Origin of the sequence: Azoarcus sp. DD4 (assembly GCF_006496635.1) — a bacterium.
Classification (GTDB): domain Bacteria; phylum Pseudomonadota; class Gammaproteobacteria; order Burkholderiales; family Rhodocyclaceae; genus Azoarcus.
This window is the reverse complement of sequence record NZ_CP022958.1, coordinates 3,937,151-3,952,833: the sequence shown is the minus strand read 5'-3', so window position 1 is coordinate 3,952,833 and position 15,683 is coordinate 3,937,151. Positions and strand designations below refer to the sequence as shown.

Genomic DNA, 15,683 nt, shown 5'->3' with positions numbered 1-15,683 from the left:
TCAATTCCTGATGATCTCGCGCCACGACAGGCGGCCGGTGCGATTGCTCGCAGAGTTGATCCGCATGTCGGCAATCTGGCCGGTCGAGCCGCCGACGATCAGGCGGTCGCCGACGATGGTGGCCTCGCCAGGCATGCCGATGGACGGATCGAAGGAGCCGATCACCTGGCCGTCGAGATTGTCGCCGTTGTTGAAGAGGCCGTCGGCGTTGAGATCGAAGGGCGGATAGAGCAGGCTGCCGCCGGTGAATGGGTCGATCGCATTGACGTAGCCGCTGCCGCCTGCCTGGCAGGGGTCGGCATCCGGGATGAGGCTGCTGGCGATGAGTACCGGTTTGATGAAGCGGTAGAGGTTGGAACGCGTCACGATCCGTTCGCCCCGGGCGGTCGGATCCATCAGGTCGATGAACCAGCCGCGCTTGCCGCTCATGTCTCCGGCCGTGGCCGAGGAGAAGGTCCGGACCGAATAGCCGGACACGGTTCCCAGCGTTTCGATGGTCCGTTCGCGCAGCGCGTCGCGGCCGGAAATACGCTCGCTGTCGTCGATGAGTCCATACCAACTCTGTACGCTGAGATCGGCAGGATCGCTCGTAAAGACGTAGCTGCCGGTGCCGAAGAAGATGAAGGTCTTGCCGTAGTTCGGGTCGCTGGTGACGGTGTTCTGCCCTATCGTGAGCTGGGCGGTGATCGGCTGCGCCTGGCTGGCCGCATTCAGCGCGGTAAATAGCGGCAGGGGCTGGCTGCCGCTCAGGAAGGAGGATCTCCAGGTGCCCGCGCTGTTGCCACTGAAGTCGAACTTCCAGACGTTGCCCTTGATATCGCCGGCATAGACCAGATCGACGTCGCCGTCGCCGTCGGTATCGACCGTTGTCGGGGTGGACATGCCATTGTCCCCGGCCGCCTGGGTATCGAGCTTCTTCAGCAGCGTACCGCTCTCGAGGTCGAACACATAAAGCACCGCGCTGCCGTTGGTGCTGTTATAACCATTGCCGATAAGGGCCACGGTGTGTCCCGAGTTGAGCCTGGCAAGCTGCGGACGGCCGAGGACGAAGCCGAGGTCGTCGTCGCCGGTCGCGCCGTATTCCCACAGGACGGCGGCGGTGTTCATCGACGCGGGCGTCGATACGTCGAGCGCAAAAAGCCCCTTGGCACCGCGCCCGGTTGCGGCGACCAGCAGGTTCTTGTTCGGCGTCAGGGTGCGCGAAGATACCGCGATGTCGCCGTCGACGAAGTAGGTATGCGCGTAGCCCGGCGAACTGAGGTTGGCGAGCTTGTTGAAGATCAGGCCCGGCACGTAGGCGAACAGCTCGGTACCGCTGGCTGCGTCGAAGGCGTGGAGCATACCGTCATTGGCTCCGATGTAGACGGTGTCGGTGTCCTTCACGTAGTAGGGCGAGGAATGGACCATGTCGCCGAGCAGCTTGGTACGTGTGCGCAGGGTGCCGGCGTTCTGCACTTCCTGCGACTGATCGCCGCGCAGGTAGTCGAGCACCGCGCTGCTGCCGAGCAGGCTCTGTTGCCCGCTGGATAGCTGGTTCCATTCGAAGCGGATGCCCTTGGTCGTTGCGTCCTTCCAGGCCAGGATGTGTCGCGAGCCGTGCGCGGGCAAGACCGTCGACGCGGCCCACGAGGGTGTGCTGCCGACGCCCGACGACGTGATCGGATAGGCGTAGAGCTCACCGTCCCACGAGCTGCTGTTGAACTGCGACTGGAATACGCGGCTGCCCGCCTGCAATTGCTGGCCGTTGGAAGTGACGTTGCCGGCACTCGCGCTGCGCTGGACGATGGAGTCGAAGCTGCGCTTGAGCGCTTCCTTCAGCTTGAGCGGGTTCTGCACGAGAAAGTAGGTGTCCGGGACGGAATCGCCGTCCGCATCCCATTCCAGAGGAAGATCCGGTCGACTGTTGCCGTTGCGATCGATGAAACCACCCCACTTGGCTGCGTACCAGAGTGGATCCTTGAGCAGGCTGGCGGAGGACGCGCCGGGGGAGAACAGTCGTTCGCTGTAAGCCATCGCACCGCTGCCGCCGGTATAGGGCAGCTTGTTGCAGGCGGCTGGAGGCGAACTGGTGTCGCAGTATCCCGGCGCTTGCCCCGGCGGCACGTTGAGGTAGTAGCTGCGGTCGACGTTTTCGTCCTGGACGACGAGATAGACGCCATCGTTGGTGGTACCCGAAATGACGTAACCCATGCTGTGCTGGATGCCCCCCGCCTGGTATTCCGGCGTGAGCTTCACCCTGAGCTTGCCATCCGCCTCGGCGGCCACCTCGTACACCACGATCGCATCCATGTCGTGGTCCGCGCCTTGCTCGACGTCCTCGAAGTTGATGCGGAAACGGGCAAAGTAGCGGCCGCCGTTTATGCTGGCATCCTGGTCGGCAGTCGAGGAGTTGGCGATGGTGTCGACATAGAAGTCGACGATCTGGTTGGTCGGCTGGAATGAGCCCTTGCTGTTCGAAATGGCGTCGCCGCCGACCGACTTGGCAAACGGCACCAGGGTGATGGTCCTGCCGCTGGAGGTCTTCGCCTCGATCCGGGGCAACGGGGAGCTGAGCACGACCGCGTAGGTGTCGACGGACTGGGTGCCGGTGAGATCCGTCCTGATGTCGGTCACCTTGCCGAAACGCGCGACCGAGGCGGAGTAGTAGCTGCCCTGCTTGGTCGGCTCTTCCGGCGCCAGCCCGCGGATGTCGCCCAACGTGGTGACCGTCTTGGCCGTCGGCGCGCCATCGTAGTTGTTGCCGACCTGCCCGATGAAACGGCTGCCGGGGATGCCTGCCTCGTTCTCGGTGATCTCGCGGGCGATGTCGGCCACGTTCATGCTGCCGAGACTGCCGGAAAAACTGCCGAAAGCCGTGCCCGGCAACTGGTCCGAGTCGAAGGAGGGGTTGATGCCCGAAACCACCAGCATGTTCGGCCGGGCGCACCAGCGCGCACTTGCAGCACTGCCGGCTGCATAGGGGTCGTCCCAGCTCGCCACGCCGAGCCCGACTTCGGTGTCGTGACCGCCACTCGTGGCGAACGCCGCAGTCGGTGTTTTCTTGCCGGCGAAGTAGCGCAGCGTTTCGTACATCATCTCGCCTACAGGGTTGCCCCAGTCTACGAATTCGCCCTCGTTCATTGCGCGCGTCGTCACCCAGCCGGAACGGTAGGCGTCGTCCGTGCGTCCGTTGTTGAAGTCGCGGATGCGAAGGGCGTTGAGAGCGTTCACGATGGTTGCATTGCTGCGCAGCACGCCGGTGTTGGTGTCGATTTCGTTCTTGAACGACGACACCACCTTGCGCAGCACGCCGCCCGACATGTTCTTGTCGTAGCTGCCGGTGAGCAGACCGAAGTACATCGCCTCGCTTTCGCCATATTCATGCAGCAGGCCGGTGGGCTTCAGGTTGCCATCCGGATAGCGCTTGCATCCGCTGGCGTAGTTCTCGGTGCACACCTTCACGCGGACGGTGTACTCGGAACTGGTCTTGCCGCCGTGGTTGGTGGCGTGCAGCACCGGGCGCTCGCTCGAGGCCCACGACCACACGCGCCGGTCGCTGTTCTCGATCACCCGCAGCAGCGGGGGAAGGTCGCTGCAGGACGACAGGGTCGCGCAGTTCTTGCCTGTCGTCGCCGTCAGGTTGCCGAAGAAGTGGCGGCGCGAGCCGGTGGGTTCGTTCAGCGGCGTGTAGTCGCTGATCTTGTAGCCGTCCACTGTCGCACTTGTGTATTCCTTTGCCCAGGAATGTGCGTCCTGCGGGATGTAGGCCCGGCGCAGTATGGTTTCGGACGCGGTATCCACCTCCCGGTAGCCGCCGTAGAAGACCTTGCGCAGGGCATCGATGCGGCTGGTGGTGATGTAGTTCAGCCAGTTGCCGGACCAGCGGTTCTTGCAGCGTCCCTGGCTGTCGACCTGGGCTTTCGGTTCGAAGAGTCCGCTGTTACCGCTGCCCGAGTAGGCATAGCAGGTCTGCGAATCGAAGTAGCCGTAGTAGGTGATCGACGGCTTGAAGCGGGTATCGAGGGTGCCGTCGCCGTCGATGTCACTCGCGTCGTTGTAGGCTTCGTAGTACAGCGTGTGATCGCGCCCCACGACCAGCATGCTGAGCGGGGTTGCCGCCTGGCTGGTGATCAGCGGGGCCTCGGGAAGCGAGGCCCCGCTGACGGGCAGGGCGTGGATGAGCAGCGAAGCACACAGCGCAGTGGCGATCGCCTGCGGGCGGACTGGCATCCGGAAGCGCGAGGGGGTAGGACGGAGCGGATTCATTCGCAGTCTATTCCGTTGCGTAGATCGACTGAAGCATGACGACCGCGCGGTCGTCGTCCGAATGACTGCGGGCGGTTACCCGATACCGCTTGCAGTCCATGGCACCCGCGGCGGGATCTTCGATGTTGCAGGGGAAATTGCCGCCGAGAAACTCGATGAAGTACTGCGGCGTGGGTGCCAGCGCACCTAGGCCAGGATTCGGGACGTCGACCCAGTCGTTGAAATCGGTGTCCAGCCAGCGCGCGGTGCAGTCCTTGTCGGGCTGCGCGCACAGGCCGCTTTCGCAGGGGGATGCCGTGCAGCTGTCGTTGGAGTCGGTCCAGACGCCGTTGTCCGGGAAGAGCTGGTTCGGTGGAATCGCTTCGGCCTGCGCCTGCGCGGCCGCCTCGCCGGCCCGGAGCGCCGCTTCGGCAGCCTGGAAGGACAGGCTGCGGTCGAAGGCATTGGCCGTCATGCGCTCTTCGAGGACAACCATGCGGACGCCGGACAGACCCAGCAAGGTCATGACGATCAACAGGATCAGCGCGACGATCAGGGCCGCTCCGCGTTCGCCTGCGGGTGTCGACGGGCGCTTCATTGCACGATCTCCCTGTGGCGCAGGCTGACGACGTGGACGATGCGTCGTGACAGCCGCCCCGCATCCACGCCGACGTTCTGGCGGGACTCGACCTGCAGCGTCACACGTACGCCTATGACGAGCGACGACGCATCGTTCGCCCAGTCGTCGACCGACATGGCATCCACATAGTCCGAGGCGGGCGAGGAGCCGGTCCTGGTGAGGTACTCCAGCTGCATGTCGGCGACCCCTTCGGCGATTTCCTGAGCTGCGCCATCATTGACGATGCGGAAGAGCGAACGTCCGCCATGGTCGTTATTGCCGATGAACCACGCCGAAGTTGTGAGGCGGTTGAGGAAGCCGTTGCCTTCAAAGCTGTATTCGTTACCCACCACCGAATCGCAGTCGGTCGGAAAGCCCAGGCCCTTGCTGCAGTTGCCGGGCGTACCGGCGCCGGTGTTGTGAACGATGGTGCTGTTGGACGACGAGGCATTGGTGATCTGCAGGATGGCAGCCTGCCGGTAGTCGCACGCCATCACGATGTCGCCCGGCACGAAACCGTGAGCGGTGGTGTTGACCTTGAACTGCGCGGACGTGGTCTGGTGATCGGTGATGATCACGCCTTCGTTCAACGAGGCCGAACGCAATACCAACGCGTCGGTGCCGGCCACCCGTTCGGCCGCCTCCGTTCCGGTGCTCACGCCCGGCATGTCCTGGCCACCGTCGAAGCCTTCGACGCCGCCGCGTTCCCAGTCGAGCCATATCGAACCGCTGGCGCCGTTGACCACATTGCCGATACGGGTGGTTCCGCAGGCATTGCCGCCGGCTTCGCGGAGTTCGCGCGCCATCAGTTCGAAGGCGGTACGGCCGCTGTCCTGCATGTGGGCGAGGTTCTCGTTCACCCGGTAGGCTTGGCGTTGCGCAAGAAAGATGTTGCTGACCGCGAGTATCAGCAGCATGCCGATTGCCATCGCCACCATCAACTCGACGAGCGTCAGGCCGGCCTGGACTTTTGCTGGATTCGAATTCATTGCGCTCAGAGCCGGGTGGAGGTCTCGAATACTTCTGTGCTGCTACCACCGACGCCACGACTGTCGTCCCAATAGACCCGGACGGAGCAGTTCATCCCGTCGCATTCGATCTCGCCGCAGGTCGACTCCGCGTTGCCGAGGGCTTCCTTCAAGCGTTCCAGCCAGTAACGCTGGTCGTTGGCGACGAGTGTCGAACCTGGCGCGGGAATCTCGCAGGTCTTCGCCAGGTTGTAGTTCCCGCTTTCGACGTCGGCGCGATTCGCCCGCATGGCGTCGAACATGAAATAGCTGAGAACCACCGCCTGCATGCGCAACGAACTGCTGTGGTTGTTCTTGAGCGCGTTCATCTGCAGGGACGCCATGCCCAGCAGGCCGATGGCAAAGACGACCACGCCGATCAGTACTTCGAGCAGGCTGAAGCCACCCTGCCGATTCCGCATGCTGCCCAGGTTCCGTCGTCTAGCCGACATAGGCTCCCCCCGTTCGTATGTTGACCACGCGGTTGCTCGCACCGATGCTCAAGGTGATCTGACCATCAGTCATCAATGCGCTCCCGGCGCCGTAGGCCAGACCGTCGGGACGGAAGCGGACGCAGGCCGAGTCCGCGAGGCTGGTCATGTCGAGATTGCTTGCCTCGACACGGACGGTGCTGGGCAAAATGCCTTCGCGGATGCCCTCACCCGGTACGCGATGAACGCTCCAGCCGCCGTTTGTCGTCGACAGGCAGAAAAAGACGGTGGTGTTGCGCCGTACGGCTTCACTTCGTGCGAGGGTGAGTCCGAGCAAGACGTCGTTGGCTGCGGTCGTCAGCCGGGTGCTGGTCAGAAAAGACTGCGAGGCAGGAACGGCGATGCCGAAAAGAATCCCGAGCACGGCGAGAACGACCATCATCTCGACGAGCGTGAAGCCCCCTGAGAGACGCCTGGTCCGGGCAAGGGTGAGGCGCAAGGAAGGAGACTGGGTGGACATGTTGAGAATGAATCTTAATGCTTTTCGATAAATTAATTTAGCATAACCAGCAATAGCAAAGGCATATCCGTGAAATATTTCACGACTGTTGGCAGATAGGTATTCTGTTCCCTGCGATCGTCCGCGTCGGATCTCCGCGTGCAGGAAGACGGCGCGGAGGCAGGTGGCGCATTAGATCGGCTGAAGGGAGTACTACGGAATATCTATTTGAGAGTGGCGCGCACGATGGCTGCGGGTGTGCATGCCGGCAACGGCGAGGCTGGGCGAACGACAGTGCGACGCGGGAGGCGGGGGAATGCGTGTCCGATCGACGCAATCCGGACTGGCCGGAGCGCGGGGTGGATCGGGCAGGGGGGAGGGTGTTGGCCGCCCGGGTCCGGATGGGCGGCCTGGACCCGCATTGCTGTGAGGCAATGCGGGTCGTGGTACGGCAGCGTTCAGCGACCGGTGAGCTTGGCGAGCTGCGGGCGCAGCTGTTCCAGCGTGGCCTTGAAGCCGGCCAGGCGGTCGCGCTCCTGTTGCACCACCGCGGCCGGCGCGCGGTCGACGAAGCTGGCATTGCCGAGCTTGCCTTCGGCCTTGGCGACCTCGCCTTCGAGGCGGGCGATTTCCTTGCCGAGACGCTCGCGTTCGGCGGCGATGTCGATCTCCACCTTGAGCATCAGCCGGGTTTCGCCGGCCACCGCCACCGGGGCGAGTTCGTCGGCGCCGATCTCGGCGACGATCTCGACTTCCGCGAGCTTGGCCAGGCCGGCAAGGTAGGGCGCGTAGCGGCCGAGCATTTCGGCATCGCCGGCAGCCACCAGCGGCAGACGCTGCGCCGGGGAGATGTTCATCTCGCCGCGCAGGTTGCGGCAGGCGTAGATCAGCGCCTTGAGTTCGGCGACCTGTGCCTCCGAAGCCTCGTCGATGCGGCCCATGTCAGCCTGCGGGTAGCGCGCCAGCATGATGCTGGCGGCGTCCTTGCGACCGGCCAGCGGGGCCACGGTTTCCCACAACTCTTCGGTGATGAAGGGGATCAGCGGGTGGGCAAGCCGCAGCACGGTTTCCAGCACACGCAGCAGGGTGCGGCGGGTGGCGCGTTGCTGTTCCGGCGTGCCGTTCTGGATCTGCACCTTGGCGAGTTCGAGGTACCAGTCGCAGTACTCGTCCCAGACGAATTCATAGACCGCACGCGCGACCAGGTCAAAGCGGTAGGCCTCGAACTGCGCGGCGACCTCGGCCTCGGTGCGCTGCAGGCGGGAGACGATCCAGCGGTCGGCGAAGGAGAAGTCGAGGTAGCCGCCGGGCACGCAGGTGCCGGGCTCGTGCGGGTCCATGCCGCAGTCCTGGCCCTCGCAGTTCATCAGCACGAAGCGCGTGGCGTTCCACAGCTTGTTGCAGAAGTTGCGGTAGCCCTCGCAGCGGGCGAGGTCGAACTTGATGTCGCGCCCAGGGCTGGCGAGCGAGGCGAAGGTGAAGCGCAGCGCGTCGGTGCCGAAGGCGGGGATGCCTTCCGGGAATTCCTTGCGCGTCTTCTTCTCGATGCTCTGCGCCTGCTTGGGGTTCATCAGGCCGAAGGTGCGCTTTTGCACCAGCTCGTCGATGCCGATGCCGTCGATCAGGTCGATCGGGTCGAGCACGTTGCCCTTGGACTTCGACATCTTCTGGCCTTCCGCGTCGCGGATCAGGCCATGCACATAAACGTGCTTGAACGGGATCTTGCCGGTGATGTGCTTGGTCATCATCACCATCCGGGCGACCCAGAAGAAGATGATGTCGAAGCCGGTGACCAGCACGGTGGACGGCAGGTAGAGGTCGAGCGCTGGGTTGCTCCTGGCCGGCCACTCTGGCGTCCAGTCCAGGGTCGAGAACGGCCACAGCGCGGACGAGTACCAGGTGTCTAGCACGTCGTCTTCCTGGCGCAGCTTGCCCTCTTCATAGCGGGCGTGCAGCACTGACAGGCGCTCGGCGAGTTCCGGGTAGTGCTCGGCCGTCTGGCCCTGCGCCTGGCACGCCTGGACCTCGCCCTGGAGGCGGCCGATTTCGGCTTCGAGGTCGGCTTTCCAGGCGTGGATGGCTGCTTCCTCGTTGGCGGCGACGTAGATGCGGCCTTCGTCGTCGTACCAGGCGGGGATGCGGTGGCCCCACCACAGTTGGCGCGAGATGCACCAGTCCTGGATGTTGTTGAGCCACTGGTTGTAGGTGTTGACCCAGTTTTCCGGGTAGAAGCGGATCTCGCCCGAGGCGACTACTTCCAGCGCCTTTTCGGTGATGCTCTTGCCGTCCGCGCCGGGCTTGCTCATGGCGACGAACCACTGGTCGGTGAGCATGGGCTCGATGACCACGTTGGTGCGGTCGCCGCGCGGCACCTGCAGCTTGTGGGCCTTGATCTCCAGCATCAGGCCGAGGGCTTCGAGTTCGGCGACCACCTTGTCGCGCGCCGGCACGCGGTCGAGACCGGCGACATTGGCGGGCATCGCCACGCCTTCCAGCGCCTGGCCGTCGGTGGTGTAGCGTTCGGCGACGGCGGGCACGCTGCCGTCGAGCTTGAGCACCACGATCATGTCGAGCTGGTGGCGCTGGCCGACCGCATAGTCGTTGAAGTCGTGCGCGGGGGTGACCTTGACGCAGCCGGTGCCGAACTCGCGATCGACGTAGTCGTCGGCGATGATGGGGATGTGGCGGCCGGTGAGCGGCAGCGCAACGGTCTTGCCGATCAGGTGGGCGTAGCGTTCGTCTTCCGGATGCACCATCACCGCGACGTCGCCGAGCAGGGTCTCGGGACGGGTGGTGGCGACGGTGAGGCCCTTCAGGCCGCTGATCGGGCCGTCGGAGAAGGGGTAGAGGATGTGGTAGAGCTTGCCGTCCTCTTCTTCCGACACCACTTCCAGGTCGGACACCGCGGTACCGAGCTTCGGGTCCCAGTTGACCAGGCGCTTGCCGCGGTAGATCAGCCCCTCGTTATAGAGGCGGACGAAGGTCTCGGTGACGGTCTTCGACAGGCCCTCGTCCATCGTGAAGCGCTCGCGCTTCCAGTCCGGGCTGGTGCCCAGGCGGCGCATCTGGCGGGTGATGGTGCCGCCGGAGTATTCCTTCCACTCCCACACCTTCTCGAGGAATTTCTCGCGGCCGAGGTCGTGGCGGCTGACGCCCTGGGCGTCAAGCTGGCGCTCGACGACGATCTGGGTGGCGATGCCGGCATGGTCGGTGCCCGGCTGCCACAGCGTGTTGTGGCCCCGCATGCGGTGGTAGCGGGTGAGCGCGTCCATGATGGTCTGGTTGAAGCCGTGCCCCATGTGCAGCGTGCCGGTGACGTTGGGCGGCGGCAGCAGGATGCAGAATGCGTTGGGGTTCGACTCGTCGAGACCGGCGTCGAAGTAGCCGCGGGATTCCCATTCGGGGTAGCGACGGGCCTCGATGGCCGCCGGCTCGAAACTCTTGGCCAATTCCATGGTGGTGTTCGGGCGCTTGAAGGAAAGGGGCGGATTATAACGGATGCCGCACGGCAACCCGTGGCCGTCGCCGCGCTATGCCTGCTGGCGAGGATACTCAGTCGTCCAGTGCGTTCAGCCGTCGGGCAATGCGTTCGGATAGGGTGGGAAGCAGGGTGGCGCGCAGGTGGGCGAGCGTTTCGCGGCGCACTTTTTCGACCAGGGCGTCGAGTTCGCGCGAGAGGATCTGGGGCAGTTCGTTGGCCAGCCAGGCCTCGACCTCGCGGCTGATCTCGGTGTCGATCTCGATCAGGTGCTCGGCGACGATGGCCGGATCGATACCGTGCGCGGCCGCGGCAGGAATGGTGGCCGGCGGGGGCGAGGTGGCAACGGGCGGAGCGGCGTCGGTGAGGACGGGAATGTCGGCATCGAACTCGTCGACGATATCGGTGAGGATGGGCAGATCGTCGCCGTCTGCCAGGGGCAAGGTCGGATCGCTCTCGGTGACGACGGGCTCCGGCCCAGTATCGCGATGGCGTCGGAGCAGGGCGTCGGCCTTGTCGAGCAGATCGTCGGCGCGGGCAATCTCGGCCTCGGTCTCGCTGCGCAGTGGCCAGTCTTTCACAGCGCCACCCGGCGTTCGGCGTCGAAGGCCTTGAGCGGCAGTTCGCGCGCCTTGTACTGCATCCAGCGCATGCGCGCCGGGTTCTTTTCAGCCTCGCTCTGACCGACGATCTCGACGATGGTGCGGAAGGTGTCGAAACCGGGGGGCAGGTCGTCCGCAAGATTGAACAGCACATCTCCATGCGGCCAGCGGACGTCGTTGCCTGGCGTGCCGATCTGCACCGGTGTTTCGGCCGCGAGTGGTGAGTCGTTCATCACGTGGGGTACGAAGGCGAGCGGTTCGCTCGTCCACAGCATCAGGTCCAGCTTGCGCGCCATGCCGGTGTCCGGCAGGCGGACGGCGACCTGCCGACCGCCGGCCTGGGCGCGCGTGACCAGCTCGCAGGCGAGCGCAAGCCGGTCCGGGGTGTTGTGGTAGAACTGGACCTTGGTCACCGTCTTCACTCCGCCTTGCCGGCGGCGCGACCGATGAGGAACTCGGACAGCAGTGGCACCGGTCGACCGGTGGCACCCTTGGCGTCGCCCGACACCCAGGCGGTGCCGGCGATGTCGAGGTGAGCCCACTTGTAGGCCTTGGTGAAGCGGGCCAGGAAGCAGGCGGCGGTGATGGTGCCGCCGTAGCGCCCGCCGATGTTGGCCATGTCGGCGAAGTTGCTCTTGAGCAGATCCTGGTAGTCGTCCCACAGCGGCAGTTGCCAGGCGCGGTCGCCGGATTCGGTGCCGCGCTTGAGCAGCTCGGCGGCGAGGTCATCGTCATTGGCGAGCAGGCCGCTGGGGATCTTGCCGAGCGCCACCACGCAGGCCCCGGTCAGCGTCGCGATGTCGACGACGCAGGCCGGCTTGAAGCGCTCCGCGTAGGTCAGCGCGTCGCACAGGATGAGACGGCCTTCGGCGTCGGTGTTGAGGATTTCGATGGTCTGGCCCGACATCGAGGTGACGACGTCGCCCGGCCGGGTGGCGTTGCCGCCCGGCATGTTCTCGGTGGCCGGGACAATGCCGACGACGTTGAGCGGCAGCGCCATGCGCGCGATTGCCTTGAAGGTGCCGAGCACGCTGGCGGCGCCGCACATGTCGTACTTCATCTCGTCCATCTCGGCGCCCGGCTTCAACGAGATGCCGCCGGTGTCGAAGGTGATGCCCTTGCCGACCAGCACCACGGGTTTGGCCTTGGTCTTGCCGCCCTTGTAATGCATGACGATGAATTTGGGCGGAATGTGCGAACCCTTGGCGACCGACAGCAGCGAGCCCATGCCGAGCTTTTCCATGTCGGCGCGCTCGAGCACTTCGACGTCGAACTTGAACTGCTTGCCGAGCGCTTCGGCGGTGTCGGCAAGGTAGGCAGGTGTGCACACGTTGCCCGGCAGGTTGCCGAGGTCCTTGGCCAGCGCCATGCCTTCGGCGATCGCCTGGCCGCGGCGGACGGCGGCCTCGAGTTCGGCATTGACCTTGTCGCCGATCACCAGCGTGATCTTGCGCGCACCGCGCTCCTTCTTGCCGTCCTTGCCGCCGGCCTTGGGTGCTTCGAAACGGTAGGCGCCGTCGGCGATCACCCGGCTGATCTGCTGCAGCCGCCAGGCAAGCGGGCGCTCGGGAAGGTCGGCGTCGGCGAGGGTGATGGCGGCATCCTTGGCGACGCCGCCCGAGAGCGCCTTTGCGACACTGGAAAGCGCGTCGCGGAAGGCTTTGTCGGAGAAGTCCGCAGCTTTGCCGAGGCTCACCAGCAGCACGCGTTCGGCGGCAGTGCCGGCAAGTTCGTGCAGCATCACGGTGGATCCCGCCTTGTCGTCGAGATCGCCGCGCTTGATGAGCTGGGCGAGTTTGCCCTTGGAGGCCTTGTCGATGGCCTGGGCGGGCGGGGTGAGGCTGCCGTCGGCGAAGGCGCCGACGACCAGAACGCCGGCCCGGAGCTTCTCCGGGGAGGCGGTCTTTATGGTAAATTCCACGGGCTTGCTCCTGGGAAAGACGCGTCGTCTGGACTTCCGGCCGATTATGGCCCGTTCCCGGCGAGGCCGTCAAAACCGGCAAGACCCGGCAATTGCTTCCTTCCCCAATGCATAACGGTTCATTCTTCGCGCGATGATCTTCCGCCGCGCCCTTCAGCGGGAATTCACCCACACCGCCGCGGCGGTGTTCGTTGCGCTGTTCGCGATCCTGATCACCACAGTGCTGATCCGCCTGCTCGGCCAGGCGGCCGGCGGTGGCGTGCCGTCGGACGCGGTGCTGGCGCTGATCGGGTTTGGCGCGCTCACCGAGCTGCCCATCGTGTTGACGCTCACCGTCTTCGTGGCGGTGTTGCTGACCCTGTCGCGCAGTTACCGGGATTCCGAGATGGTGGTGTGGTTCGCCGCCGGCGTGCCGCTCACCGCGTGGATCGGCCCGGTGTTGCGCTTTGCCCTGCCTCTGGTGTTGGTGATCGGCGGCGTGACGCTGTTCCTCGGGCCGTGGGCGCACCTCAAGAATGCCGAGTACCGCGAACGCTTGGAAACGCGTGACGATACCCAGCGCGTGGCGCCCGGTGTCTTTCGCGAATCCGCCGGCTCCCGGCGGGTGTTCTTCGTCGAGGGCGGGGCGGGCGAGAACGGTCGGGTCCGCAATGTCTTCGTCAGCGACGAGCGTGAAGGACGGCTGACGGTGATTGCGTCTTCCGAGGGCTACCTGAGCACCGATGCCGAGGGCAACCGTTTCGTCGTACTGGAAAAGGGGCGGCGCTACGACGGCAAGCCGGGGACGCCGGAATACCGGGTGATGAGTTTCGAGCGCTATTCGGTGCAGATCGAGGAGCGCCAGGCCATGGGGCAGCCGCCGCGCACGCGTACGCGACCCACGGCCGAGTTGTTGAGCTCTCCGGACGATCGCAATCTCGGCGAACTCGCGGGTCGCGTCGGCATGCCGCTCGCAGCCCTGCTGCTGGCTTTGCTGGCGATTCCCCTGTCGTTCGTGAATCCGCGTGCAGGGCGTACCAACAACCTGTTGATCGCCATCCTCACTTACCTGATCTACAGCAACGCGATCACCGTCAGCCAGGCCTGGGTGTCGCAGGGGCGCCTGCGCTTCGAGCTGGCGGTGTTGCTGCCGCATCTCGTCGTGCTCGGTCTGATGGCGCTGATGTTCTACCGGCGCCTCGCGGTGTCCCCCTTCTGGAGGGCGCGCGCTTGAACGCCGTCGTGGGCGTCGGCGAGCGGCCGGAGTGTCGAATCCATGAGTAAAGTGCTGTCGCGCTACCTGGCGCGCGAGATCTTCGGCGCCACCGCCACGGTATTGATCGCCTTCCTCGGCCTGTTTGCCTTCTTCGATTTCATCAACGAACTCGATAGCGTTGGCAAGGAAGGCTACGAACTGCACCACGCGATGATCTACGTGGCGATGATCGTGCCGGGGCGCGTTTACGAACTGCTGCCGATCGCAGTGCTGATCGGCTCGCTGTATGCGCTGACCACGCTCGCGCGCCACTCCGAGATCACGGTAATGCGCGCCTCCGGGCTGTCGACGTGGCGGATGCTGCGTACCCTGGGGTTGATCGGCAGCGTTTTCGTGGTCCTCACCTTCGTGTTCGGCGAGTACATCGCGCCACCGGCCGAAAGCGCTGCCCAGCAATGGCGTCTGGTGGCGACCAATGCCTCGGTGTCGCAGCAACTGCGCTCCGGCCTGTGGGTCAAGGATGGGCGCATGGTGATCAACGTGCGTACCCTGCGTCCGGACCGCTCGATGGAGAAGGTCCGGATCTATGCCTTCGACGAGGACTACGGGCTGGAATCCGTGAGCGAGGCGGCGAGTGGCGTCTATGACGGCGACGGGCAGTGGAAGCTGCGCGACATCCAGCGCACCCGCTTCGGTACGGAGCGGACCGAACTCGAGCAGCTCGATGAGTTCATCTGGCGCTCCGAGCTCACGCCAGAGGTGCTGAGCGTGCTGATGGTGGTGCCGGAGCGGATGTCGGTGACCAATCTCTGGGCCTACATCCGCCACCTGCGCGACAACCAGCAGAACGCCGACCGCTACGAGATCGCGCTGTGGAAGAAGCTGATCTATCCGTTTGCGGTTCTGGTGATGATTGCGCTTGCGTTGCCCTTCGCCTTCACCCACGACCGCATGGGGGGCGTCAGCGTCAAGGTCTTCCTCGGGGTCATGCTGGGGATAGGCTTCCATCTGTTGAACGGCCTGGCGTCCAACCTGGGTGTGATCAACGCCTGGCCGCCGGCGCTGGCCGCGCTGACGCCGAGCCTGATCTTCCTCGCGGCGGCGGCGGCGATGCTCTATACGGTCGAGCGACGCTGAGCAGTATTTTCAAGTTTTCGGGCGGCGCCTGCCGCACAAGGTTGCGACCAAAAGAAAACGGGCCCTCGCGGGCCCGTTTTCGCAACTGATGCGCCGAAGCGCAGCCAGTTTTATGCCTTCTTCGCGGCAGCCGACTTGTAGTCCAGCTTTTCCTTGATGCGTGCCGACTTGCCCGAGCGCTGGCGCAGGTAGTACAGCTTGGCACGGCGGACGTCACCGCGGCGCTTGACTTCGATGGTCGCGACCAGCGGGGAGTAGGTCTGGAACGTACGTTCCACGCCTTCGCCGGACGAGATCTTGCGGACGATGAAGGAGGAGTTCAGACCGCGGTTGCGCTTCGCGATCACCACGCCTTCGTACGCCTGCAGACGTTCGCGGTTGCCTTCCTTAACCTTGACTTGAACCACGACGGTGTCGCCAGGGGCGAAAGCCGGGATGGTCTTGCCAGCGCTGAGGCGGGCGATTTCTTCCTGTTCGAGCAGCTGAATCAGGTTCATTTGTTTGACTCCACTATGGTCAACGGCACTTGGCCTTGCGGCAGAGCAGGTCGCCACCTGTTGCGCGCGGTTT

12 protein-coding genes are annotated in these 15,683 nt (G+C 64.7%); 2 read left to right on the top strand and 10 right to left on the bottom strand.

Going from position 1 to position 15,683, the window contains the following annotated elements:
* From CJ010_RS18285 to CJ010_RS18245, 9 genes are all read right to left on the bottom strand, one after another.
* Window positions 1-4,245: a pilus assembly protein gene (locus CJ010_RS18285; protein ID WP_240794403.1), complete on the bottom strand. Its 4,245-nt coding sequence runs from the start codon at window positions 4,243-4,245 to the stop codon at window positions 1-3.
* A gap of 7 nt (window positions 4,246-4,252) precedes the next feature.
* Window positions 4,253-4,822: a PilX N-terminal domain-containing pilus assembly protein gene (locus tag CJ010_RS18280; RefSeq protein WP_141019376.1), complete on the bottom strand. Its 570-nt coding sequence runs from the start codon at window positions 4,820-4,822 to the stop codon at window positions 4,253-4,255.
* Entirely contained in the window at window positions 4,819-5,832 is a 1,014-nt protein-coding gene (locus CJ010_RS18275) for a PilW family protein (protein ID WP_141019375.1), read from the bottom strand. Before CJ010_RS18275 ends, CJ010_RS18280 begins: the two co-directional genes overlap by 4 nt.
* A 5-nt stretch (window positions 5,833-5,837) precedes the next feature.
* The gene (gene pilV / locus CJ010_RS18270) at window positions 5,838-6,272 is read right to left on the bottom strand and encodes a type IV pilus modification protein PilV (RefSeq protein ID WP_240794402.1); all 435 of its coding nucleotides are present in this window, start codon (window positions 6,270-6,272) and stop codon (window positions 5,838-5,840) included.
* Window positions 6,273-6,291: 19 nt separating this feature from the next.
* Window positions 6,292-6,801 carry a GspH/FimT family pseudopilin gene (locus CJ010_RS25640; RefSeq protein ID WP_168224982.1) on the bottom strand — a complete coding sequence of 170 codons (510 nt, stop codon included), beginning with the start codon at window positions 6,799-6,801 and terminating at the stop codon, window positions 6,292-6,294.
* Between the two features lie 437 nt (window positions 6,802-7,238).
* Window positions 7,239-10,235 (bottom strand): valine--tRNA ligase, encoded by a 2,997-nt coding sequence (locus tag CJ010_RS18260; RefSeq protein ID WP_141019373.1) that lies wholly within the window; start codon window positions 10,233-10,235, stop codon window positions 7,239-7,241.
* A 97-nt stretch (window positions 10,236-10,332) separates the two neighbouring features.
* Window positions 10,333-10,839: a hypothetical protein gene (locus tag CJ010_RS18255; RefSeq protein ID WP_205754816.1), complete on the bottom strand. Its 507-nt coding sequence runs from the start codon at window positions 10,837-10,839 to the stop codon at window positions 10,333-10,335.
* Window positions 10,836-11,273 carry a DNA polymerase III subunit chi gene (locus tag CJ010_RS18250; RefSeq protein WP_141019372.1) on the bottom strand — a complete coding sequence of 146 codons (438 nt, stop codon included), beginning with the start codon at window positions 11,271-11,273 and terminating at the stop codon, window positions 10,836-10,838. Before CJ010_RS18250 ends, CJ010_RS18255 begins: the two co-directional genes overlap by 4 nt.
* 5 nt (window positions 11,274-11,278) lie before the next feature.
* The gene (locus CJ010_RS18245; protein ID WP_141019371.1) at window positions 11,279-12,781 is read right to left on the bottom strand and encodes a leucyl aminopeptidase; all 1,503 of its coding nucleotides are present in this window, start codon (window positions 12,779-12,781) and stop codon (window positions 11,279-11,281) included.
* A 133-nt stretch (window positions 12,782-12,914) separates the two neighbouring features.
* On the opposite strand from CJ010_RS18245, the gene lptF reads away from it, so the two are divergent.
* The gene (gene lptF, locus CJ010_RS18240) at window positions 12,915-13,994 is read left to right on the top strand and encodes an LPS export ABC transporter permease LptF (RefSeq protein ID WP_141019370.1); all 1,080 of its coding nucleotides are present in this window, start codon (window positions 12,915-12,917) and stop codon (window positions 13,992-13,994) included.
* 42 nt (window positions 13,995-14,036) lie between these two features.
* On the top strand, window positions 14,037-15,113 hold the full coding sequence (gene lptG, locus CJ010_RS18235; RefSeq protein ID WP_141019369.1) for an LPS export ABC transporter permease LptG: 1,077 nt from the start codon (window positions 14,037-14,039) through the stop codon (window positions 15,111-15,113).
* Window positions 15,114-15,223: 110 nt separating this feature from the next.
* Here the strand turns inward: lptG and rplS are convergent, their stop codons facing one another.
* Window positions 15,224-15,610 carry a 50S ribosomal protein L19 gene (gene rplS / locus CJ010_RS18230; RefSeq protein WP_141019368.1) on the bottom strand — a complete coding sequence of 129 codons (387 nt, stop codon included), beginning with the start codon at window positions 15,608-15,610 and terminating at the stop codon, window positions 15,224-15,226.
* Window positions 15,611-15,683: the final 73 nt, after the last annotated feature.

Bases quoted from the DNA above. Each gene is read 5' to 3' on its own strand.
- CJ010_RS18260 (WP_141019373.1), bottom strand. From the start codon at position 10,235: ATGGAATTGGCCAAGAGTTTCGAGCCGGCGGCCATCGAGGCCCGTCGC.
- CJ010_RS18285 (WP_240794403.1), bottom strand. From the start codon at position 4,245: ATGAATCCGCTCCGTCCTACCCCCTCGCGCTTCCGGATGCCAGTCCGC.
- CJ010_RS25640 (WP_168224982.1), bottom strand. From the start codon at position 6,801: ATGTCCACCCAGTCTCCTTCCTTGCGCCTCACCCTTGCCCGGACCAGG.
- rplS (WP_141019368.1), bottom strand. From the start codon at position 15,610: ATGAACCTGATTCAGCTGCTCGAACAGGAAGAAATCGCCCGCCTCAGC.
- lptF (WP_141019370.1), top strand. From the start codon at position 12,915: ATGATCTTCCGCCGCGCCCTTCAGCGGGAATTCACCCACACCGCCGCG.
- CJ010_RS18275 (WP_141019375.1), bottom strand. From the start codon at position 5,832: ATGAATTCGAATCCAGCAAAAGTCCAGGCCGGCCTGACGCTCGTCGAG.
- lptG (WP_141019369.1), top strand. From the start codon at position 14,037: ATGAGTAAAGTGCTGTCGCGCTACCTGGCGCGCGAGATCTTCGGCGCC.
- pilV (WP_240794402.1), bottom strand. From the start codon at position 6,272: ATGCGGAATCGGCAGGGTGGCTTCAGCCTGCTCGAAGTACTGATCGGC.
- CJ010_RS18280 (WP_141019376.1), bottom strand. From the start codon at position 4,822: ATGAAGCGCCCGTCGACACCCGCAGGCGAACGCGGAGCGGCCCTGATC.